The sequence below is a fragment of the Rheinheimera riviphila genome, assembly GCF_004005945.1.
Classification (GTDB): domain Bacteria; phylum Pseudomonadota; class Gammaproteobacteria; order Enterobacterales; family Alteromonadaceae; genus Pararheinheimera; species Pararheinheimera riviphila.
Genome location: NZ_SACS01000014.1, coordinates 120936 through 142918, shown reverse-complemented (window position 1 = coordinate 142918; position 21983 = coordinate 120936). Strand labels below are relative to the sequence as shown.

The window sequence follows — 21983 nt, the reverse complement described above, 5'->3', positions numbered from 1 at the left end:
AATAGTGGTGGTGGGACTACACTGCCTCCATGGCCGCCGCAAGATAAGGTCTGAACAATGTTTCGTAAATCGCCACTATGGCTGGTGCATATTGTACTCTTTACACTGTCGTTTTTTGCGCTTTGGACATTCCGTGGCCACGATGTTGTTTCTTTATTCCTATTAGAACTTTGCGCCCTCTATATTGCTATAACCCATCAACGACAACGCGAACTGGTGCCACCATTAGCAATCATCATCGGATTTAAGCTAGCTTCCCTACCCTTATGGTTCCTACTTTTTTCAGAGAAAACGATTAGCCTGTACCTGGTGAGTATTATTGGTTACAACCTTCTTTTGGCATCAGTGCTAATCAAATTTTATCTGCATGATTCGTTACGCAAGCTATTTAAGGTTTCAACGCCAAGGCGAAAGATCCCTCAAGTGTTGGCTATGGCATCATTACTCGCCTTCGCCGCTGGCCACTTAGGACTAGTACTGCTTGAAGTGAGGATTTACGCATATGATCCGACAATTTTTGAAGGTGTCCCATTTTTCTACAAAACATATGAGATAGCTTCGTTGTCGATAAAGGCACTACTGTTACTGGCTATCTGGTCCATGTGTCTGGATAGTTATTTTGTCGATTATGAGCGTTACAAGAACTATGCGATTACGCATGATGCCAAAGCATCAAAACGCTAACATTACTCATTGTTGAACCAATTGAATACACTCCCCCTCGTTTGGGGTTATCAAATAGAGACTGTTAACCGCGATTCGATTTCCTTCAAATCACCAAAGTGTCGGGATCATATCCTGTTTGCATCATTCAACAAGCAGGGTTTCTTATGAACCGCAGAACCTCCAAACAATGGCTGGCACTTTTTGACCAGCACAAAACCAGCGGTCTAACGCAGACTGAGTTTGCTAAACAACAAGGCATCGACCCGAGTTATTTCAGCCTTCGTAAACGGCAACTGCTTGCCTGGCAACAGGATGACGACGACGGCTTTGCTGAACTAACGCCGAACGGCATTCTGTTTTGCCAACCGATGGTGCTGAAAAAACGCGATGTTGAATTGCATCTGCCTGCGGGAACCGATGCGGTGTCGGTAGCAACGCTTTTGCAGGCCATGTCGCTATGAAAATGTTTATCGATACGCCCAAAATCTATCACGTTGGCGAGTTTCTTTCTTTTTCTTCGCCAAAATTGCGTATTACGGGGTCGTCCGGACACTCATTTCGGTATGATCCGGCAAGTCGTTTCGGAGTCATCCGGCCATCTTTTTCTTTCTTCGTTTCAGGTGCTTTGGCATAACAGGTTTCTCCCTGAGAGCCTGAGCTTGTATGACACACAAAAAGAAATCGATGAGGGCTGATATGAGAACTTATCTGGATGTGTTCCGGCTTTGTTTTGAAGACCAACTTTCCTACCGCCAAATCGCCCTCGCTTTCGGCATTGGCCGCTCGACCGTGACCGAGCTCATCGCCCGGTTTAACAGCCACAACCTCGCATGGCCACTCTCGGCAGAGGTGTCGTTAGCAGCGCTTGATCAGGCGCTGTTGCCCGGTAGTGATTACCAGACTAAACGGGTCTTACTGGATTGATCACGTGCACTAAACCTACCATGTTTTACTTGTTATAAAAAACGCAACAAGACCTAATCTAATAAAGGGCATTTAACTTACCATGCAACTCCAGTCCCTCCTTACCACTCGTTGCAGGGATACTGACAAGAATTTTCAACCAGCTTACCACTACAACCTAACGGTAACTGAGTTCCAGCAGCTGACATAATGGGGCAACAGTCGGGCAGAGAGCCATTTTTCGCGCGATTTACGCTCAAATTGAGCAAAACGACAACCTGCTTGCTTGGTTTTGTGCCGCAAGGAAGCCGTTGATACGATGATAAAAGTTGGAATTTGCAGGAATTGCGGGTAGAACTTTCCCCCCTTGATGGGGAAAAGTGCTTTATGCTTCCTATACTCCAAGGCAGAGCCTTCTTTGCAGACATGCGCCAGCAGTTAATCAGGTGGTGGTGGTCTGACTCGCCGCCCGCTGAGCCCGCCACCAGCGCACCAACCGCCATATGCCGCCCGGGATCGAAAAAATCAGGGCGAGCGCCAAAGAGAGCAAACCCCAAACCAACCATTGCTCGGTCGATAAACTGTTCGCGAACGGCGAGCTTGTCAGGTATTGCTCGTAATCATATGCATCAGGGCTGTGAGAAGCGGCTTCCATGAAGGTTATCCCCACTAACAGCAAATAAAAACCAACCATGCCGATGACGCCAGCCATCACACTGCGCACCAGCCACGAAGGCCTCAGCAAACGCGCTAGAGGCAGTTGTTTGCGTACCCAGATGACCGTCGTCAGCGCCGGACAGGCCACCAACAGCAGACCGAAAAGCAGGGTGGCGAGATTGCCCAGGGTCAAGCCACTCGCCACCAGCGGCACGGCCCAGCCATAACCGCGCTTCTGCAGCAGATCAAGCAGAACCGCGTCCGTCTCTGCTGCTCCGCAGGCGTCACCAAGCAAGACGCGGCCGTCCGCAAAAAAACATTGAGGATTCTGTTCGTTGTTCCGGGCGGTTGCTCGCAATCCGTCCGTTGCCGCTACCTCATAGTGCGCCCATTCGTAGCTTGAGTTCTCGGTTTCCGGTGGCAACACCCAGTTTGCGTTCCGGTCAACCACGCCCCATTTCTCACCCTTTTTTGCCGATGCATAGTCGAGCGTGCCGACGCGCATCTCCTCGTATTCGGGTTTGAAAAGCCACTCACCGGCTTCGTTGATGATGCCTTGTTTGCCCTGCATCGTGACGACAGTCATGCCGTTTCGCCAGCTGCCGTTCGTGTCGTCAAACTGTGGCGCAATGCTCTCTTTGCCTTCGCGGTTAAGAAAGCCCCATTTTTCATTCAGTTTGATCAGGAACGGCTGGTCGGTTTCGAGAAAAATGTCGTCGTAAGCCGGTGAGGTCATCAAGCTGCCGTCGGCTTTGAGCAAGCCCCACTTGCCGTCTTGTTTGACGGCGATCGCGTTCCGCCGGTGAGCTTTGACGGCCTCATAAATCGCGGGCACGATGAGCGTGCCTTTCATGTTGATGACGCCAACTTTTCCGTTGATACCGACCTGGGCAAAACCCTCGGCGAAGTCCTCGGCAGCATCGAATTGCAGCTCAATTACGCGTTCGCCGGCCCGATTGATGTAGCCCCATTTGCCGTCTTTCGCGACCGCCGCCATCTGGCTGTGACCTAGACCATCGATGCGGTCCGGCCCATCCGATTCACCGTAGAACTTTTTGATTTCATCGTAGCGACCGCACTCCACCACCCACTGGGCTTCCTCGTCGCGTATGCGGAACACCACCGGGCAGGACTGCATGTCCTCGTCGTTTTCAGAATGCCACAAGGTGCCTTGGAAGAACGACGAGTAATCGTGATCCAGATCGGTGAGATAAGGCTCTACAATCCATTCGCCCGTCAGGTCGATCACCCCCCAGCCGTTGGTGTCCGTGGATTGGGCTATGGCATATCCATCCTTGAAGGACATGGCACTTTTGAAACGTGGCGAAATTTGCCATTCGCCAGTCTCCGGGTGTTTGTAGCCACTGAGTTCATTTTCGGTCTCCGGCGTCGGTGAAGATGAGGGCTCAGCGGCAATGGCCGATGCACAAATCACAGTGAAAGCCAGAGTCAGTGCTAGCAGGGCGCCCCACACATTTCGCAGCAATGTAAAATTGGTTTTTTCTACTCTATATGCCCCTAAATTTTTAAATATTGCCCATTTGTTCCACCTCAGTACAAAATTAAGTAAGACATAAACACGTAAAAAAAACTCCTGTAACTGACGATTGCTGTTTTTCAATTTAATCACTTTTATTCCTTTTTTATCCGGAATTTGTACTTAAGGGTTTGATTCAAAATCTGTCTTAAAAATAAATGAACCCGATCACTTTAGGGCACCACGCTATGGAAATGGGTCACAACAGCGACTTATAAACTCTGCATACCAAGACGCCTTATGCTGATCTCCGCACGGCATTTGTAACAGCTATTGCTGGATGTAAGGACAACCGCACCGAACTCCAATCTGCTAATGCTTCTGTTAAGTCCGGCTTCCCGTATGCTTGGACTCACAGACGCCTCAAAAAGGCTGCTTAAGGCGTAAGTTCGATCAAGTCCATAAGTGTCAGAGTTTGGCGAATTGGGCGATATTGAGATGATGTCGAACTGCTGTCGACCAAAAGGGTTTGCTGCGGTAAACACTCCACCAAGATATGTTGGCACTGTGATTAGATCAGAAACTGCGGTGAATACCGTACATCCAACAGTAGCACCTGTATTCGTCTGATAGCACACAAATATACCTGCAATCCCAGAAGCAATGGTACATCCAAAGATTGCTGGCTGACATCCACCAACAGCACGAAGTAAACTGAAATCAACAAATAGTTTTGAATAATCGCGATCAGCTGGCAGGCTCACAGATTGGTAGCGTTGAACTGAGTATTCAGCATTTGCCGTCCCGGATACCCAGTCAAGTGATGCCTGCCAGGAGCCATCAATGTTTGTTTTTGCAGTAGATGAAAAGGCCGGATCACTTGACTGAAATTGCTTCCAAGCGGATGTACCAAAATTCATTGCGTCCTTCGAAAGCGGTTTGGTCAACTGCCTGAATATTGCACCTGTTACTTTGGGCTGGGAAAGGGCTGTGCGATCAACCGTGTAATTGACCCAGTCTGATACCGCTGTCGCAATGATTGCCTGAATATCCCCTGATGGTTCAGAAGTATTTAGCTCAGCTAGTAGTTTTAGCTTTCTAAACGCCCGTCCGTTAGGTTGCGCTTCGGCAACTAATCGTTGTTGTTCAGTATAGAAAGCTAAACCACAACAATTTTGCAATGCAGCATGTTTTAATGCTCCGAACTCAACCTCACCAAACGCGTCGGTCACTGTTTTTTGTGATATCGCCCAGGCATTGGCGTCTAAATAACCACTTTTCATTAGTGCTTGCCAAATACGCATTTGCAAATCACTAATCATCGATACTTCAAAGTAGGTGGTCGTTCGATTTGTGTCGATAGCTGACTTTTGCCAGATGCTATCGTCAGAAATTGGGTGACGATATTCAAACTTCTGGGCCGATCCCCTCTGCTGATAGATGCATCTGAAAGTCAGGTATTTGCTCGGGTATTTTTCTATTTCTGACGAAATATCCTGAGATATAAACTCGGCATATCCCAGGCTGCTTCTGTTTTGATTCAATTGCGAAATCAGGGTGCCATCAAGTTCTGTTATGTATACCAACGGCACTTTAGATTGGTCGCCATAACTGCTGAACCAGCTTGGAGAATTAATGGCACCAAAATAGCTGGGGCAACCAACTTGGAGGTTATAGTACCGGCTCGATGGCGATACAACAGGCGGAGTTGTAGTCGGTGGCACTGATGCGTCTGGTGTGCCAGCAGCATCGCCTTTTGAACCACCACCGCAGGCGGTGAGAGCAAACATTAGATAAAAGAAACTAAGAAGTTTTAAATTTCTGTATATTGATTGACGTATCGAAGTAAAAAATTTTTTTGCAGACAGATTATTCAATGAACTCACGATCGAAGTGCCGCTCACATACACGACGCCGGTACTCCAAAATAATGTATTCATATTCTTCAGACTCCACATATTATTTCCTTAACATAAGGCGTCCCGAAAAAAACGTATGGAAATGATTCGTTTATAGTTTTTTTGCTGTTCAGTTCAAACATAACTCCATAATATCGTCTCCATTCGAGCCAAGCGTATTTTCCTTTATGACAGTGCCTCCATCTTTAACGTACTGGAATGTGATGGTGTTTACCGAATTTTTTACCCTCGGATAAACTTTATCTTCCCATTCAGTTGCCATTGAACTGGAGTCTTCAGACCACCAAGTACCAACTACCATTCCGCATTTCCTCTGTTCATCGTACCCTTTGAAGGTAATATCTGTTACCCAATGCTTATGAAGAATGGCATCAGGATCACCGACTTTCATCGCCGAGCTGATAATGGCGGTTGTTGCTGCCAAGGATTTGTCTGTATGGAACATGACTATCACTTTTTGCCCGGAATTTAGAGCGGATACAATCTGGGGACGCGCCATGTCTGGAAAATCTTCAGCGTAACAAGGTACGACTAAAGCACTGGATAATGCGCATGCAAGAATACGTTTAATCATTTTATTCCCTTTTTCGTTAACTGGATTTCAGTGAAATTGGTGATGTCGTCGATTTGCCGCGACGGGTAAAGCAAACTTGCAATTGGGTGGTCTTTAAATGCAATTGAACACTCAAGAGCACTAGTCAGCCGACCGAATTTAGTGCTGAAATTTTTGTGTCCACACCCCATATTCATTAAATGAACAAAGCTACGCCTTAACTTAGCAGTGGATCTTAAAAAGACTGGCGACAGAAACGCTCAAGATGGCGACAGAATGAATTTTTGTGCAGAAATGGAAGCAGGCGACCTCTACAATCGTGTCGGCCTGCTCCCCAGTTGCGGAGTTAACTTTCTTCGAGCTGTGTGGCTGTAGCTGGCTCGGGAACTGCCCGCGCCGCAGGCCGCTGCAGTGGTCGTATACCTTCCCGGTATTGCTGGGGAGTCAACTGAAAATGTTCCTTAAAATCACGTTGCAAGCTGCGCGTACTGCCGAAACCACATTGCTCCGCAATCAGATCAATCGAACATTCAGAATGTTGGTCTAGTAGTCGCTCAGCCTGTTGCAAGCGGAAGTCCCGTAAACTTTCTTTCAGGCTTTGTGTTAAGTACTGCTTGGCCAGTTTTTGCAATACGCTGGCACTTTTTCCAAAAGCTGCCGCAATATCCTGAACTTGCACTTCCGGATCTTGATACACATGCTCAAAGATCCCCTGTATCTTGGCCTGAAATCTTTCGGCTTCTGACAGCGGTTTTGGCTGTTGCCTTGCTGCATCCATCGCTCGCCGAATTTGCTCGCCTACTCGCCAATGTTGATTCAACAGTGTTTCGATACTGGCAAGTATCGCCTGTTCACTGATCGGCTTACTTAAGTAAACATCTGCCTGATGTGTCATGCCTTTAAGCCTGTTTTGCTCATCTGTTAACGCGGTCAGCAGAACCACCGGAATATGACTGGTATCAATATGGCTTTTCAGCTTGGTCAGTAATACGAAACCGCTGTCATTTTGCTCCATCATCACGTCGCTGATCACTAAATCCGGTAGCTCCTGCTTCGCCAGTTGCCAGCCGAGCTGGCCATTATCGGCAACAATACAATGATAATGCTGACAAAGCAGACTATGCAGGTCCTGTAATAATCCTGGATGATCCTCTACCAGCAGAATGGTCTCACTGCCTGCAGCAGGCCGTTGTGGGTGGATAGCAATTCCATTGCTGGTTTGGATACTCACAACAGTACGTTGTAACGCTGGCAAGGTCTGCAATGCCTTAACCAGTAGTGGATCCCCTGCGGGCAATCGCACCAAAATGCTGCAACCTTCGCCCACAGCGCTGTGCAGTGCCAGCTGCCCACCGGCGTCGTCGACACAGGTCTTGACTAAAAACAAGCCCTCGCCACTTCCGGCAATATGCTGCTGACCCGCCACTCGGTAGTGCCGTAAAAACACTTTGTCCTGCTCTGCTTTGGCAATACCAGAGCCATTATCGGAAATAGTCAGCTCTAGCCATGGCGGCTGCTCAGTCAGTTGCACGGCGATGAAACCACCGGTTTGAGTGTATTTGATGGCATTACTCAGTAAATTGTCACAGATAAGCTCCAATACACCAGGCACTGCCAACAAGGTCACATCGGCGATATCATGAGTTAACTGCAAGCCTTTTTCTTGCGCGTAGGATAGATAGCGACTGAGTTCCCCTAGTACAATAGGCCGCGCCAACAGATGCAGCGGTTGATGGCCTTGCGTTAATTTCAATTCTTCGACATCGAGTTGTCGCTGGATCAACATGTGTAATTCTTGTTGCGCGGCATCGGCCGTTTGCAAAAAATTTAATGCCTGCTGATGATTTTCGGTCTGCATCGCAGCAACACTGCGATTGAGATGGGTACTCAGCCGCATCAGCGGCGTACGCATTTCATGTGCAGTATGTTCAAATTGAATGCGCAGACGCTTATTTAATGCAGTTTCCCGGGCAATACCCTGTTGGATTTTACATTGCAACTGTTGCTCAGTTTGATCTCTCCACCGCTTGTATGCCCAAATCGAAGCCACCAGTAAAATAAGGTACACAGCATAAGCCCAGGGACTTAGCAAAGGATGTGGGCGAATCTTTAATGAGATCATGAGCTTAGGCTCGCTCCACACGCCATCGGGGTTCGCTGCTTTTAACCAGAATTGATAATTCCCAGGCGGTAACGCACCATATCGTGCCTGTCGATTGGTACCGGCATACACCCAGTTGCCATCCGCCCCTTCTAGCTTCCAGGCATACTGGTTACGCTTGGGATCGGCGTATTGCAGTGCAAGTGCATCAAACACCAAATGGTTTTGGTCAAATTGCAATACCAGTGGTGTGACCGCATCTTGCAACCGAGTCAGGTTATACGGCTGTTCATTTACTCGCAGCCCAGCGAGCAATATTTTCGGTACCACAGGATTGTCTTGCACCTGCTTTGGCAAAAATGCGTTCGCTCCCGCTACTCCACCAAAATAAAAACGGCCACTTTGGCTAATGTGCGCGACACTGAAATTAAATTCGGTTGATTGCAAGCCATCGTCTGACTGATAGACCCGCACTTGGTGGGTATGCGGGTTAAAGCTGAAAATGCCTTGATTGGATGACAACCAAAGTAACCCTGTTTCATCGCCCAAAATGCCATACAGCACTTCGGTTGGCAAACCATCGGCCTCGCCAAAACGCTGCCAGTGCGGAGCGGCATCTGCGTGCCAGCGTAACAAGTTTAAACCGCCTTCACGGGTCGCTATCCAAAACTCATGTTCAGACTGCTGCCAAATGCCATGCACCCAGTTGTGGGACAAACTGTTTTTGTTATTCGCATCATATTGAAACTGCAGCAAACGCTCTGTCGCAGGGTCAAACCGTAACAGTCCCTGAGTACTGGCTAGCCACAAGGCACCATCACGAGCACGATAAATCCGGTGTAAATCATTGCCCTTAAACGCCGGGTAATCCGCGACACCATACCAACGTAACAGCTTCGAGCCCGTGACATCAGCACAGCCCAGACCTGCGGTTGTCGCCAGCCACAAACAGTCGCCATCGCGCTTGATGTCCAGTACCTGCAATTCCAGATCCGACGCCCCTGCAGTTGGCGCGATTTCCGCCAACAAGGTTTGCAGTGGTGACGCTACAAATTCAGATAGATTTTTTTCCCACTGGAGCAGTCCGTGACTGGTCCCTAACAGCCGCCGGTCTTTGTCGATGTGGTAAAGACTATGGATAATAGTATGCACTGATCCTGGCACCGGATATTGCTGCCAATCGGTGATCGGTTGTTGTATAGGCGTGTTGATGGGGGCACTCAGCAATTGGCCCGAGTCATTGGCTAACCAGAGCGTGTTTGATACCGCATCTTCCTGGATGATCCTTATCACATTCATATTGGGCTTCGAAAATGCTGGTGGCAGTAAAATATGCTGAAATTTCCGATTAAAGGGCGACCACAGGAACAAACCATTGACGTGACTACTGGCCCATACGGATCCATCAGAGGACTCAAACAAGCGCGTTTTACTATTACGGGTTTTGTTTTCTTCTACAGTCATCAGCACAAACTGATCTTGGCTGCGTTGATACCGGTAGATCTCAGTGCCTATACAAACCAGCAGCTCGCCATTGGCTGTTTCCAATAAATCCGTAATAAAATTTTGGCTATCGGGGAACTGATACCGCCGAAACTGCCCGTCCGGCAAGCGCCTGAACAATTGTTTACCGCCAAAGCCCCAACATTGTTGGTGCCGATCACAGTGGAAAAAATAAATAGGCATATCAAGTATCAGTGGTGTTGTAGTCGGTAACGGGCTGGAAAATTGGGCAACCGCCAATTTTTCAAAAGAGTTGGGTTTCAGGCCGATGCTCAATAGCAAGGACTGTTGTGGAATACGAAGCCAATCCGTCACCGGATTTGCCTTATACAGCAGTTCCGCCTGAATGTTCAGGGTGGTAATAGCCTCCTTTGCAACACGCGCTAAGCCAAAATATCCGCTAAACCACAGGCTATCATCCTGCCAGCGGATAGTGCTGACCTCAGGGGACCTGACACCTGCTGGTAATTTTACCAATACAAATTGGTCTTTTACTTCGTCGTACAGGTACAGACCTTTGATACCCCCAGCCCACAGGCGGCCGGTCGGATCTAAATACAGCAAACCTACTCGATGAGATAAATCACTCTCGATACTTCCTTGATGATACAGGTAGCGGCGGAATCCTTCCGCGTCACGGTAGCGGTTAATGCCATTGTTGGTAGCAATCCAAATACTGCCGTCCAGACCTTGTAGTAAGTCGAGTACCAAATTTTGGCTCAGCGAATTTGCCACACCGGGTTGGTGTAAAAACGTTTGCACCTGGTAACCATCATATTTGACCAACCCAGCGCCAGTGCCAATCCATAAATAACCTTGCCGATCTTCCAGCATCGCGATCACTGAATTTTGTGGTAACCGGATATCCATATGTCGAAAATCTGCTGCGCCCGCTTTAAAAGCTATAAATAGCAGCAACATGTAAGTTCGAAATAATTCCCACAAATTCATGCAAGTTCCCTTCGCAGCACCAACATCGCTTTCAGAAAAAGTGTAGTGGTCAACTGATTTTGATGACACCGTTGTAGTCAAAAAACCGATGTTCTCTTAAAACGAAAACTGAACAATGCATGCATTTTTAACCATTTTGCAATGCATTAATGTCTTGAAATTTTCGAGCATAGTGGTTTTTTGATTTTAATTAACGTCCGCTTTCAGTGTATAGCAGTGATTTGCTAACTGTCAGAACCATCGTCAGCCTCTGGCACCAAGTTACTTTCTAATCGCTTTGCCGCAACGTTAAGATAATTGGACTCCCCCAGCTCAAAGAGCCGGTGGTTTGGCCGGTTTTGAGGTTTTATCACGCGGTGACCGAAACATGAACTGTTTGAGCGATTTGACGTTAGCAAATCGCGAGTTTACGTATTTGTCTCAAAATCGAGCCAAAATTCCGGGCTTTCGAGCGTTCAGAGGTACTAACAAGCTAATAATCCAATTAACAAAATGGGCGATGGCGCTGCGCTTATGCGCCCCTACGTCCGATAATCCCAATCCCAAATCCAAAAGCAAAAGCGCTTCGCCAAGCGCCAATCAAGTCAGCATCAAATACCCATTCGGCACTTTATGTTCCAAAAACTCCGCCAGTTGCGCTTCGTTTAATGGGCGGGCGAAGTAATAGCCCTGGCCAAAATCACAGCGGTGTTGTTTCAGTAGTTGCAGCTGGGCGCGGTTTTCGACACCTTCGGCTACCACTTTGAGTTCCAGCTTTTGCACCATGGCGATGGTGGAAATAATAATCTGATAATCGGCATCGTTTTCCAGCATGCCAAAGATGAAGCTTTTATCAATTTTGATAATGTCGACCGGCATTTGCTTGAGGTAACTCAACGACGAATAACCAGTGCCAAAGTCGTCAATCGAGAAGTAGAAGCCCTGCGCTTTAAGCTGACGCATGGCACTTAAGGTGATGTCGATATTTTGCACCAGCGTGCGTTCGGTCAGTTCCAGCTCGAAGTGCTGCGCCGATAAACCCAAATCGTCCAGCCACAGTTCTAACAGCGCGGGGAGCGCCGGGTCTAAAAACTGCTCGGCCGACAGGTTTATCGAGATACGGATATCCGGATAACCTTTCCCAATCAACTCTTTGGCCAGCTGAAAACTACGCTGAAACACCCAGTAACCCAGCTCAATCATTTGTGGGGAATTTTCTAAAATGCCAATAAATTCGTCCGGCGTCACCGTGCCACGTACCGGATGTTGCCAGCGCAACAAGGCTTCAAAACCCGCCAGCCGACCCGTGCTCAGCTCGATTTGTGGTTGCAGACTTAAACTGAACTGTTTGAATTTAATCGCATCTTTAATTTCACTTTCCAGCACCAACCGCTGCGCCAGTCGTTGATACATTTCCTGATCGTACAGCAGCGCCACATTGCCGCCGCGATCTTTGGCTTCGTACATCGCCATATCGGCCTGCCGCACCAGTTCATCCGGCGACACATCATGTTGCTCAGTGGTGGTCATGCCGATGCTGGTCGAGATATAAAATAGCTGCGCACCAAGGCTGATCGGTTGTTTAAACGCATCAAAAATCCGATCGGCCACCTGATAGGGATAATCCAGTTCGTTGGATTGGGTCAGCACCACCACAAATTCATCACCGCCAAAGCGACAGGCGATATCAGCACTGCGGATACAGGCGCGCAGTCGCTGCGCCACTTCGACCAGCAACTGATCACCGGCGGCGTGACCTTTACTGTCATTAATCTTTTTAAAATCATCCAGATCCAAAAACAGCACCGCAATCGAGCCTTTTTGCCGCTCCAGCCCAGCCAGACATTTTTTCAGCTGAAATTGCAGCATATTGCGGTTGGGTAAACCGGTCAGCAGGTCAAACATCGCGATGTTTTCCAGCTCCTGGGTATTTACTTCAATTTGTTGATGCAGCTGCTCCAGCTCCACACTGAGTTGATAAGCGGCCTGGGTTAACACATCCAGTTCGTCCTGAAACAACATCGGATCATAAGCGCTGTGCTGGCGGAATTGCCGGAACTGGCGTTGTGCTAACAATGGTAAATGTTGTGCCAACGCCAACAAACGCCGGCTTAAGCGCAGGGTGCTGAAATAAATCAGCACCGCCAGCAGCACAAAACAGCCACAGGCAAATAAAATAATCTGTCGCTGATAAGCGGCCTGCGCTTTGACAAACTTGCTGGTGTCATCGACCAGCGCCAGATAATAACTGCGGTTTTGCGCCAGCAGCGGCAATAAACTAATCAGATAATGTTGCTCAGCCAGTTCGACATCAATGCCCTGTGAACGCGCTTCCTGCAACGATGGCTGGTTCGATAGCGCCCGGAATACCGGCCGCATCAGCTCCGGATTCGATAACGACAACAGTTCAAATTGCCGCAACGGGCTGTTGTCCGCACTGTCGATCCGCACAATCGCCACTTCCGAGCCAATGCCTTGTTTCAGCGATGACAAAATATCCAATAAGGTGGTCGAAAGCGCCACCACCGCGATATCACCATTGGCATTTTGCACCGGCACCAGAATTAATTTGGTGCACTGACTGGCACAGAAAATCGCCGATTGCGGCTGTTGTTCGGTCATCACCTGCCGTGCGACATCCAGCACCGAGGGCGGAATTTGCTCGGTCGAGGCATATAACGAATTCAGATTGGCATCTAATAACCAGATACTTTCGACATTCAAATGGACCGCAATGGCATCGTAATGATTGGCCAAAGCTTTGGCAAAAGTGTTGAAATTGGGTTGTGAGCGCAGCTCGACTAAGTCGGTAAAAGACTCGAGCCAGCTGCGTAACTGATTTTCTAGCAGTAAATTCAGATGGTTAAATTGCTGTTGCCGCAATAGCAGCTGTTTATCCTGTTGCAGCCGGAAATCCTGCTCCATTTTGACCAAAGTAAAACTGGTCAATAAAATACTCATCAGCAACAACGCCCCCAGCGTAATGCCCAGGATTTTCCACGGCAGGCTTAAAAACGGCCGCATGATCAGAACCAGTACATCAGTTGGACTGCCCAGAGCTGATGGTTTTTTGAGCGATTTACAATGGTATCCGGTACCACATTCGGCCCCAAACGACCGGTGCCGATAGTCCAGTGGTATTCCGCCGTGATCCGCCAGTTGCCGCCAAAGTCATGGCTGAGCGAAAGCGCTGTATCGCGTTGATAACCAAAGTAATCTGCAACCTGCCCGCCAGTTTGCAATGGTAATAAGCTGCCTCCTTTGTCGTCTTTATTGCCATAAAAATGATCATAACTGGCGTAGAGGGTGGTTTGTGGGGTCAGGTTGTACCGCGCCAAGACATAAGCGCCCTGTGCGAACTGCGTGCGCTGTACACCCGGCGCATAAAACCCGTACACCGATACCCGTTCCTGAAACAGCTCGCTTGACAGTTCCCAGTTTTCTTCACTATAGCGCCAGTTCAGCATCACCCGCTGCACGGTAAAATCACCGTCAGCGAAAATATCGGTCATGGTGCGGCGGTAGTTAAAATCGGAATCCAGTAGACTGACGCCCCACTGGCTTTTTGAGCCGGTAGGCCGGAAAAAGCTACTGATCTGATGCACAAAATCTTGTTTGGTGGCACCGGTAATAAAATTGCTGATAATGCGCTGACTTTGCTCTTTCGGCGTCGGCGTGGCGCCAAGGCTCCAGTTCAAATCAAGCTCGCCCAGACTGCTGCTGTAGGTTGATTGCAGGGCAATACCATCCGAACCCACGGCAATATCCCGGAACGAATCAAAATATACCGATTGCGGCAACACGATCATCGGCCTGGTGATCGCCACATCACGGGTACTGGAAAAGAGCCAATGGCTGTTTTTATAGCGGCCAGCATACAAGTCGACCTGCCAGTCCAAAGTATTGATAGCGGTCCAGTTCAGAAACAAATAATCAATCCGCAGACCTTGCTGAAATCTGTTACCACCATCGAGGTACATCAACTGACCCGCTAACCGGAACGACGGGTCCAGTTGCCAGACCGAGTTCAGACCAAATTCGGTCAGTTTGGCCGACACATCACCATCGTTATTGACGAAGTTACTGTCTTTAGCCTGCATCAGTCCCTGGGCGACAAAACCATGCCAGTGCCAATCGTCGGCCGCCATAGCCAGTGGTGCTTGCCCTAATGTCACGGCAAGCAGCGCTTTTGCCAGCAACTTAGGGTTGAATTTCAATAACTTTTGCATTGTTTATCTCATTTCCGTACGGTAAATAACCAATGGCACCGGGGGTGGTCTGGATCAGTTGTAACATGTGCGCTGCGCTCGCAACTTCAACCGGTGGTGTGCCAATGCCAGAAAAGGTTAGTTTTTGCCAGGTTTGCTCCAGCTGATAAGGAAACATTTGTAGGTTGGCCTGGCTAAATTGCTGATGGGTCACGGATTTTGCTGGCAGCATATAAACTTTGATTTTGTCGCCGTTCGGCCAGATCACTTGTCGTTTTAAGTAAATACTACGAAGTTGCGATTTGCTCAGGCGTTCCACGGCGACAGCCGTATGCGCCACCACCAGCGGCGGCGGCGGTGGATTGTCGGCATACACCAGCATGCTCGGGAAGATTAGCAACAGGATTTTGGCTGACTTAATCACGCTGTCCTTCTGGAATTTTGGTCAGTTTAGGAATGATGCCGAAGTCTGCACAACCGGATCACGAATGTGAGTATAGTTGAAGCTTTTATATAATATCCAACAAAGCTATAAAAAGCAGCCATTTACGAAACCCAGTTTGCAATGTTACTGCTTGGGGAAAAAAAACCAGGGCTTTGCTTGTAAAACGGTGGTTTAAAGCGACACTATAGGAAACCGGTAGGATGCAGGAGAAGACAGCGTGAGCGCTTTTGAATTTGCCAGACAAGTCGGTGACGTGTTTGTATTACCCGATACCTGTTTAAAAATTAAAGAAGTCATCGACAATAAAATCAGCAACCTGGATGAAATTGCGGAAATTATCGCTTTGGATCCGGCCTTGGCCTCCCGTCTGCTAAAACTCGCCAACAGCGCTTTGTATAATTTCCCGAATCCAGTTGATTCAGTCAGTAAAGCGGTACTGCTGCTGGGCGAAACGCAGGTGTACAACCTGGTCGTTGCCTATGGATCTGCCGAAGCATTTTCAAAAATCCCTTCAGATGTGATTGATTTAGAAAGATTTTGGGAAATCAGTATTCATGCTGCGCTGATTGCGAAGTTTTTGGGCCACGTCATTGGCGTCAAACAAAGTGAACCCTTGTATTTATCTGGTCTGCTGCACAATATCGGTGAACTGGTGGTGGTTGAGGTGAATCCGGACGTGGCAAGGCTGTGCGCTCACTACAAAAAAGGCGTGTTGCCCTGGATGCGCCAGCAAGAGCTGCTCGGTTTCAGCTATGCCGATTGCAGTGTGGCCTTGCTAAAACTTTGGCGCTTGCCGGATTCTCTGATTGAACCGCTGAATTACCTGAATTCTCCACAGCTGCAACCGAAAAATAAAGTGGTGCAGGTGCTGCATCTGGCATCCCGGTTATCGTTGTTAAATGCTGCTTTTGGTCAGTTTGAACTGGAAGATTTAATCGATCAGCAAATTATCAATGGTCTGGGCCTAAAACGCCGTGATATTGATGAAGCGCGCGCTTTTGCCAGTCTCGAAGGGATGTCGATTTTAAGTCTGCTGAACCCCAAAGGTTCGATGATTATGTAATCGCTGCCCTAAATCAGCGGGACTCAAGAATTGCCAGCTTGAAAAAAGAGGCCCAGATAAATATCCGGGCTTTTTTGTCTGACGCTGCAGCAGTTAGCCGTTAGCCGTTAGTGCTGAACGATGCTCATCTCCGCCAATAAATTATCGGCATTATCTACATATTGCATCAACCACAATACATAACGAATATCGACATGAATGGCGCGGGTGACGGCTTCGTTAAAGTACCAATCTTTACTGATTGACTCGTACGTCGAATCAAAATTCAGTCCGACCAATTCGCCTTTGGCATTGAGCACGGCCGATCCGGAGTTGCCGCCCGTGGTATCGGCGCTGGACAGGAAATTCAGCGGCACCGAATTCACCGGGACAGCGGCAGGTTGAGCGCAGTTCATCACGCCACACCACCAGCTGTCGTCCGCTTTGGCGGCCAAATCCCGGTGATAAAACCCCTGATACCGCTGCTGCTGATAGGCTTGTACCAGTTTCTCCGGCACCAGAAATGGCGCGCTCTGTTGTTGTTTTGCCAGCATACCAGCCACAGTGGTAAATGGCGTTTTATAGACCCCATCGGCCGCCGGATAGCCATCAACATGACCATAAGTGATACGTAAAGTACCGTTCGCATCCGGATAGACCGGGCGACCTAAGGTTTTGTGGTACGCAATCACCGCCTGCATATACGCCGGTCTTAAACTTGAAAATTCACCAGCCAGCTGATTTTTTTGCTGCTCTTGCTGCATTTGGGTGTCAAATAACGCCACTGCCAACTTGATAAAAGGATCGTCACTTTGCGCAAATTGGGCTGGCGTTTTACCCAGCCAGGCCATCCTGCCACTTAAACTGGTTAAATCGCTGCGTTGATACCAGTCTTGCAGTAAGGTACTGATTTGCGATTGAGTTTGGCCAGGTTTGAGCTGTAACGCCTGATCCAGCACCGTGCTGCGGACAGCTTCAGGCTGCGCCAGATACACCTCCAGTTGCTCCGACCATAACGCCAGGTCAACTTCAGCGGCAAACCGGGTGTCGAGCCGTTTTAACTTGCCCTGAAACATCGTCAGATCACGGTCCTGATACCCTATTTCCCGCGCCGCATCTGGTTTTTGTTGCTCGACCGCTAACCGATACAAATCAGTGGCCGTCTGCAGTAAATCGCTGCGTCTGGCATTATCAAAATAATAGGTTTGCTGCAAAAACTGCTGCTCTTTGGCAACCAAGGCGCCAAGCTGCGTCACCGCCTGCTGATAGGCCGGTACTTCTGAGCTGGCAATCCACTGTTGCAGTGCTTGTTGTTGCTGGCGTTTAATGCCCTGAATATCGGTGGCCTTAAAACCGTCCAGCAAACCTTTGAGCTTTTTCATCCGGTTGTGATGACCTTTCACTACCGAGGCATATTTCACCTGATAATCGGCATTTTGCTGGCCTAACCGTTCAATGGTGCCAATCAACTCGGTATAAGTCTGAATGTTCGCCGGATATTCCCAGCTCGCTGCAAAGTCGATTTCTTCGGCTAAGCGGTAACGGCTGGTTTTCCCCGGATAACCGGCCAGCAAAATACCATCGCCTGAGCGCACACCACTGGCATTTACTTTCAGAAAGTTTTTTGGCTGATACGGCACGTTATCGACAGAGTAAGGTGCAGGTTTGCCGTCTTTCGCTACATAACCACGTAAAAAGGTAAAGTCGCCGGTATGGCGTGGATATTCGTAATTATCGATATCACCACCAAAATTACCAACCGATTCTGGTGGCGCGTACACCAAACGTACGTCCTGGATCATCAGCTGTTTGATCAGAAAATATTCCAGACCATGGTGAAAGCTCACCACATTGCAGCGATAGTTGGCGTCCGTTTCACAGTCTTTGATGATTGTTTTACGATTATTTTCAATTGCCTGGTAACGCGCTAACGGTGCTAGATCAGCCGCCAGCCCACCACTGACTTTCGCGGTAACATCCAGCACCTGCTCGGTGATATAGAGCCGCTCTTGTGGACCAGCCGGTAATTCTTCGGCTTTGGTTTTGGCCAGGAAACCCTGCGCCATTAAATTACGCTCTGTGCTGGAATTTTGCTGAATCGCGCCATAACCACAGTGGTGGTTGGTGATCACCAAACCCTCAGCCGATACAAAAGACGCCGAACAATAACCAAGACTGACGATGGCGTTCATTGGATATTGTGTTAAATCAGCCAGTTGCTCACCACTCAGCTGAATGCCACGGGCATCCAGTTGTGGTTGTAATTGTTTAAGTTGATGGGGTTGCCACTGGCCTTCATCAGCAGTGGCTGTAAGGCTGGCGATGATGGCTGTGGTTAACAAAAGATACTTCATAGCTTCTCTAAACGGATCAATAAAAATAGCGCTGCAGATTACTTGCAGTGGGCAGTAAAAGGCAACTGCTTGCGGTTAATGCCCGTTCAACTTCGACCATTGGTAAAAATTGATTTACCGCGCCGCAACCAACCCCTACCATGCTGTAAATAAATTGCAAGCAAGGACCTTCTGATGTGGTTAACAAGTAAAATTCAGCCGATCTGGCAAAAACTACAACCGGCACAACGGGGTTATGCGTTGGCGACTGTCTGTGTAGTGTTATGGCTGCTGAGCTTTTGCAGCCAGCAATGGCTGTTATATGGCATGGCGCTGGCGTTACTCTGTGCGGTAACCCAGGATATGTGGCAAGGCTTTTTACGGATCTGGAACAGTCTGGCCGGTAAAGCCGTGATCGTGGTGTTTTATGCGATATTAGGTAATTTTTGCTTTGCGATGGCAGAAAGTCAGGTCAACAATCTGATTGGTATTCGCACCGATGTTGTACCTTACACCGTCAATCTGACCGTGTTATTGCTGGCACCGATCTGGAGTTTCACCCTGTCATTGGTGGTGCTGACGTTATACACCATCCTGCATACCGGCAAAATTATAATGTTGTTATTGCTGCGGCCAATCGGCGTTCGCAGTCGCCATATCCTCGGTGATGAAGCCTATCCGGTGAAAACTTTATTGGCGCGGATCATCTATTTACCGGTCTTTATGAGTTGTTTAGCGGTGTTGCCCAGTGCCTATTTAACCGGAGATAGTTCGCAGTTGACCAATCTGTTTAATGGCGAGCAAACGTTAATCTCGGTAAAAAACAACGATGATGCTATCAGTGCTGCCGATGCCCGTAGTGCGGCTGATGCAGCCGTGAAACCGGAAAACACCGTCGCCATAGCCGCTGCCAATAATGAAGCAACGGCCAGCCATAACACCAAAGGCAGCAATCAGGTGGAAATCAATTTCGGCAGTGCCATCCCGACCATTCCGTGGCTGAACCGCGCGCTGGCTGGTTTTTTATATCAGATTGAAAGTATGGGCCGTTCGAGTTGTGTGATGTCAGGGCAAGAACATCTGGTCCATATCAATGACTATGAAGTATTGGTGATCACCCCGGATAAAAAAGCCGAATCTGGTTATCAATACCAGATCCGGCTTTGTGGTTCGGTCGGCTATCGCCTACCAGCTTCGGCACCGCCACAGGCGTAGTCGCAGCGGGTATATACCCAAAATCATTGAAGATTCGGGTAGGCGGCAACTGAACGAATCCCCAGGAGCATAGCTGTTCTATGTGACTGGGGTGAGTGAAGGCGGCCAACAACCCCGAATCTTCAAGGATGCAGGGTATATTGATTAAACCGGCGCAGTGGTCGTAGTCTGCACTTGCGCCTGAGTTTGCAGTTGCGCCCGCACGATCAGTCGATTCAGTAGCGGGCCAATCGCAAACATAAAGACCGCAGTCCCCACCCCAACCCAACCCAGTAGAGCAAACACTTCGCCATACAGCGCCAGTGCGTCAGGTACCGGTGTCCCGACAGGCATTGAGGCCAGCGCGCCCAACCGACCGGCAATGATTTCACCAAAGGCCGAAGCCAGGAACCAGACGCCCATCATCAGACTGACTACTCTTGGCACTGATAACGCCGTCACCGCCGACAAGCCAATCGGCGACAATGCCATCTCGCCCAGCACTAACACAAAATACGCCAGGATAAACCACCAGAACCCGGCCAGACCATTCGCTTCCGGATTTAATGCTGCGTATTGCAGAATAAAATGCGCTAAGCCGGCCAGCAATAACGCAAAACCAAATTTCACCGGTGATGACGGGTTTAAGCCTTTACGATCCAGCCATGGCCACAACCAGGCAAATGGGATCGCAAGGATAATGATAAATAACGATGCTACAAAAGTGAGCTGTGACGAGTTAAAAGCAAAACTAACAAAACCCAAATCAAAGGTCGGACTGTTCATCACCCGGTCGGAATAGGCCAGCCAGCTACCGTAAGTTTGTTCATATAAGCCCCAGAACACCGCAGAAATGGCCGTTAACACCATCAGCATGATCATGCTGGCGCGCTCTAAAACATTACATTCAATAAACACGAATTTGAACCACCACACTAACAGCGCGATAGTCAGTACCACAGCGACCACTTCAGTGGCGGTAATTTCAGCCCCTTCCGCCATCCCCAACATCTGGCCAAGGGCACCGAAGTTAATGGTGGTTTGCAAAATCTGTTGCACCGCCACCACACCAATCAGCGCCAATATATAAATCAGCCATTCCCTTGGTAACCCAGCAACTTTTTCCTTCAGTAGTTCAGGTTTGGCTGGCTCTGCCTGACCATGCAAATACTTAGTGCCGTTGATAAACACCACCAGCCCCAGCAACAAACCAATACCGGCCGAGCCAAAACCGTATTCCCAGCCATAAGCCTGACCAATCCAGCCGACAAATAAACTGGAAAAAACCGCGCCTAAATTAATACCCATATAAAACAAGGTGAAAGCAGAATCACGTCGTGGGTCTTGATCGATGTATAAACGGCCAACGATGGTCGAAATATTCGGCTTTAAAAAACCAACGCCCACTGCGACCAAAGCTAATGATGCATACATCACCTGTAACGCCAGCTGATCAGCCCCGCCTTCTGCGGTTGCCTGCGTGCCTTTATAGGCCATGCCGAGCATACCAACAGCCATCAAAGCCCCGCCAAACGTAACGGCTTTGCGCATCCCCAGATATTTATCAGCCAGTAAACCACCGACCACCGGCAACGCATAGGCCAGACCGGCATAAGTCCCCAGCAGGATATAACCGTTTTTATCGGTGAATAAATGGTGTTGGGTCAGATATAAAAACAACAGTGCTTTTAAACCGTAGAACGCAAAACGTTCCCACATTTCGGTAAAAAAACACACATAAAGCCCGATCGGGTGACCAAGCCATTGCCGTTGATTGGGAACCACAAAGGTAGAAGTCGTCATAGCAATCCTGAATTAGTTGTCTTTCTAGTTATGGTTTAGGTGGATAAGAGATATAGCTGAAGCCGACTATACCATGGAATATTGGCTTTGAAAGCAAGGCTGGCCGCCTTTGCAGCTCGGTTTAACCAGTGACCCGGCCCGATTTCAGGCGATTTCCAGCCGGTTTCGGCCAGCCACTTTAGCCTGGCACCAGATTGATATCTGCGGCCTGAAGTTGCACTTGTACCGATCCTGACTCAAAAATGGTGA

General features: G+C 48.7%; 14 protein-coding genes. 5 read left to right on the top strand and 9 right to left on the bottom strand.

Going from position 1 to position 21983, the window contains the following annotated elements; genetic code table 11:
• Window positions 1–57 precede the first annotated feature (57 nt).
• The 3 genes from EOE67_RS13615 (at window position 58) to EOE67_RS13605 (ending at window position 1590) form a co-directional block, all read left to right on the top strand.
• A complete protein-coding gene (locus EOE67_RS13615; protein ID WP_127699829.1) occupies window positions 58–684 on the top strand; it encodes a hypothetical protein in 627 nt (208 codons plus the stop codon).
• Between the two features lie 146 nt (window positions 685–830).
• Window positions 831–1127: an IS66 family insertion sequence element accessory protein TnpA gene (tnpA, locus tag EOE67_RS13610; protein WP_127699827.1), complete on the top strand. Its 297-nt coding sequence runs from the start codon at window positions 831–833 to the stop codon at window positions 1125–1127.
• 235 nt (window positions 1128–1362) lie between these two features.
• The gene (locus tag EOE67_RS13605; RefSeq protein WP_127699824.1) at window positions 1363–1590 is read left to right on the top strand and encodes a helix-turn-helix domain-containing protein; all 228 of its coding nucleotides are present in this window, start codon (window positions 1363–1365) and stop codon (window positions 1588–1590) included.
• A 421-nt stretch (window positions 1591–2011) separates the two neighbouring features.
• Here the strand turns inward: EOE67_RS13605 and EOE67_RS13600 are convergent, their stop codons facing one another.
• The 7 genes from EOE67_RS13600 to EOE67_RS13570 all read right to left on the bottom strand — a co-directional run bounded on the left by EOE67_RS13600 (window position 2012) and on the right by EOE67_RS13570 (window position 15341).
• Window positions 2012–3856 carry a WG repeat-containing protein gene (locus tag EOE67_RS13600; protein WP_127699822.1) on the bottom strand — a complete coding sequence of 615 codons (1845 nt, stop codon included), beginning with the start codon at window positions 3854–3856 and terminating at the stop codon, window positions 2012–2014.
• A gap of 119 nt (window positions 3857–3975) precedes the next feature.
• Window positions 3976–5643: a hypothetical protein gene (locus EOE67_RS13595; RefSeq protein ID WP_127699819.1), complete on the bottom strand. Its 1668-nt coding sequence runs from the start codon at window positions 5641–5643 to the stop codon at window positions 3976–3978.
• Window positions 5644–5731: 88 nt separating this feature from the next.
• Window positions 5732–6196 carry a hypothetical protein gene (locus tag EOE67_RS13590; RefSeq protein ID WP_127699817.1) on the bottom strand — a complete coding sequence of 155 codons (465 nt, stop codon included), beginning with the start codon at window positions 6194–6196 and terminating at the stop codon, window positions 5732–5734.
• 325 nt (window positions 6197–6521) lie between these two features.
• Window positions 6522–10730, bottom strand: coding sequence for a hybrid sensor histidine kinase/response regulator transcription factor (locus EOE67_RS13585; protein ID WP_127699814.1), 4209 nt, complete (start codon window positions 10728–10730; stop codon window positions 6522–6524).
• Between the two features lie 579 nt (window positions 10731–11309).
• A complete protein-coding gene (locus tag EOE67_RS13580) occupies window positions 11310–13733 on the bottom strand; it encodes a putative bifunctional diguanylate cyclase/phosphodiesterase (RefSeq protein ID WP_127699812.1) in 2424 nt (807 codons plus the stop codon).
• A 2-nt stretch (window positions 13734–13735) separates the two neighbouring features.
• Window positions 13736–14938, bottom strand: a complete 1203-nt coding sequence (locus EOE67_RS13575; RefSeq protein WP_206099593.1) for a hypothetical protein — start codon at window positions 14936–14938, stop codon at window positions 13736–13738.
• Entirely contained in the window at window positions 14910–15341 is a 432-nt protein-coding gene (locus EOE67_RS13570; protein ID WP_127699810.1) for a type 2 periplasmic-binding domain-containing protein, read from the bottom strand. Before EOE67_RS13570 ends, EOE67_RS13575 begins: the two co-directional genes overlap by 29 nt.
• Window positions 15342–15579: 238 nt before the next feature.
• Here EOE67_RS13570 and EOE67_RS13565 point away from each other — a divergent pair, with 238 nt between their 5' ends.
• Window positions 15580–16425, top strand: coding sequence for an HDOD domain-containing protein (locus EOE67_RS13565; protein WP_127699808.1), 846 nt, complete (start codon window positions 15580–15582; stop codon window positions 16423–16425).
• A 107-nt stretch (window positions 16426–16532) separates the two neighbouring features.
• Here the strand turns inward: EOE67_RS13565 and EOE67_RS13560 are convergent, their stop codons facing one another.
• Window positions 16533–18758, bottom strand: coding sequence for a S46 family peptidase (locus EOE67_RS13560; protein WP_127699806.1), 2226 nt, complete (start codon window positions 18756–18758; stop codon window positions 16533–16535).
• Between the two features lie 174 nt (window positions 18759–18932).
• Here EOE67_RS13560 and EOE67_RS13555 point away from each other — a divergent pair, with 174 nt between their 5' ends.
• A complete protein-coding gene (locus tag EOE67_RS13555) occupies window positions 18933–19952 on the top strand; it encodes a hypothetical protein (RefSeq protein WP_127699804.1) in 1020 nt (339 codons plus the stop codon).
• Between the two features lie 144 nt (window positions 19953–20096).
• Here the strand turns inward: EOE67_RS13555 and EOE67_RS13550 are convergent, their stop codons facing one another.
• Window positions 20097–21734: a peptide MFS transporter gene (locus EOE67_RS13550; RefSeq protein WP_127699802.1), complete on the bottom strand. Its 1638-nt coding sequence runs from the start codon at window positions 21732–21734 to the stop codon at window positions 20097–20099.
• Between the last annotated feature and the right edge of the window lie 249 nt (window positions 21735–21983).

What these genes read in the sequence shown, in the direction of transcription:
- EOE67_RS13595 (WP_127699819.1), bottom strand. Translation starts at nt 5,643, where the DNA reads ATGAATACATTATTTTGGAGTACCGGCGTCGTGTATGTGAGCGGCACT.
- EOE67_RS13560 (WP_127699806.1), bottom strand. Translation starts at nt 18,758, where the DNA reads ATGAAGTATCTTTTGTTAACCACAGCCATCATCGCCAGCCTTACAGCC.
- EOE67_RS13605 (WP_127699824.1), top strand. Translation starts at nt 1,363, where the DNA reads ATGAGAACTTATCTGGATGTGTTCCGGCTTTGTTTTGAAGACCAACTT.
- EOE67_RS13585 (WP_127699814.1), bottom strand. Translation starts at nt 10,730, where the DNA reads ATGAATTTGTGGGAATTATTTCGAACTTACATGTTGCTGCTATTTATA.
- EOE67_RS13590 (WP_127699817.1), bottom strand. Translation starts at nt 6,196, where the DNA reads ATGATTAAACGTATTCTTGCATGCGCATTATCCAGTGCTTTAGTCGTA.
- EOE67_RS13615 (WP_127699829.1), top strand. Translation starts at nt 58, where the DNA reads ATGTTTCGTAAATCGCCACTATGGCTGGTGCATATTGTACTCTTTACA.
- EOE67_RS13550 (WP_127699802.1), bottom strand. Translation starts at nt 21,734, where the DNA reads ATGACGACTTCTACCTTTGTGGTTCCCAATCAACGGCAATGGCTTGGT.
- EOE67_RS13575 (WP_206099593.1), bottom strand. Translation starts at nt 14,938, where the DNA reads ATGCAAAAGTTATTGAAATTCAACCCTAAGTTGCTGGCAAAAGCGCTG.
- tnpA (WP_127699827.1), top strand. Translation starts at nt 831, where the DNA reads ATGAACCGCAGAACCTCCAAACAATGGCTGGCACTTTTTGACCAGCAC.
- EOE67_RS13555 (WP_127699804.1), top strand. Translation starts at nt 18,933, where the DNA reads ATGTGGTTAACAAGTAAAATTCAGCCGATCTGGCAAAAACTACAACCG.
- EOE67_RS13580 (WP_127699812.1), bottom strand. Translation starts at nt 13,733, where the DNA reads ATGCGGCCGTTTTTAAGCCTGCCGTGGAAAATCCTGGGCATTACGCTG.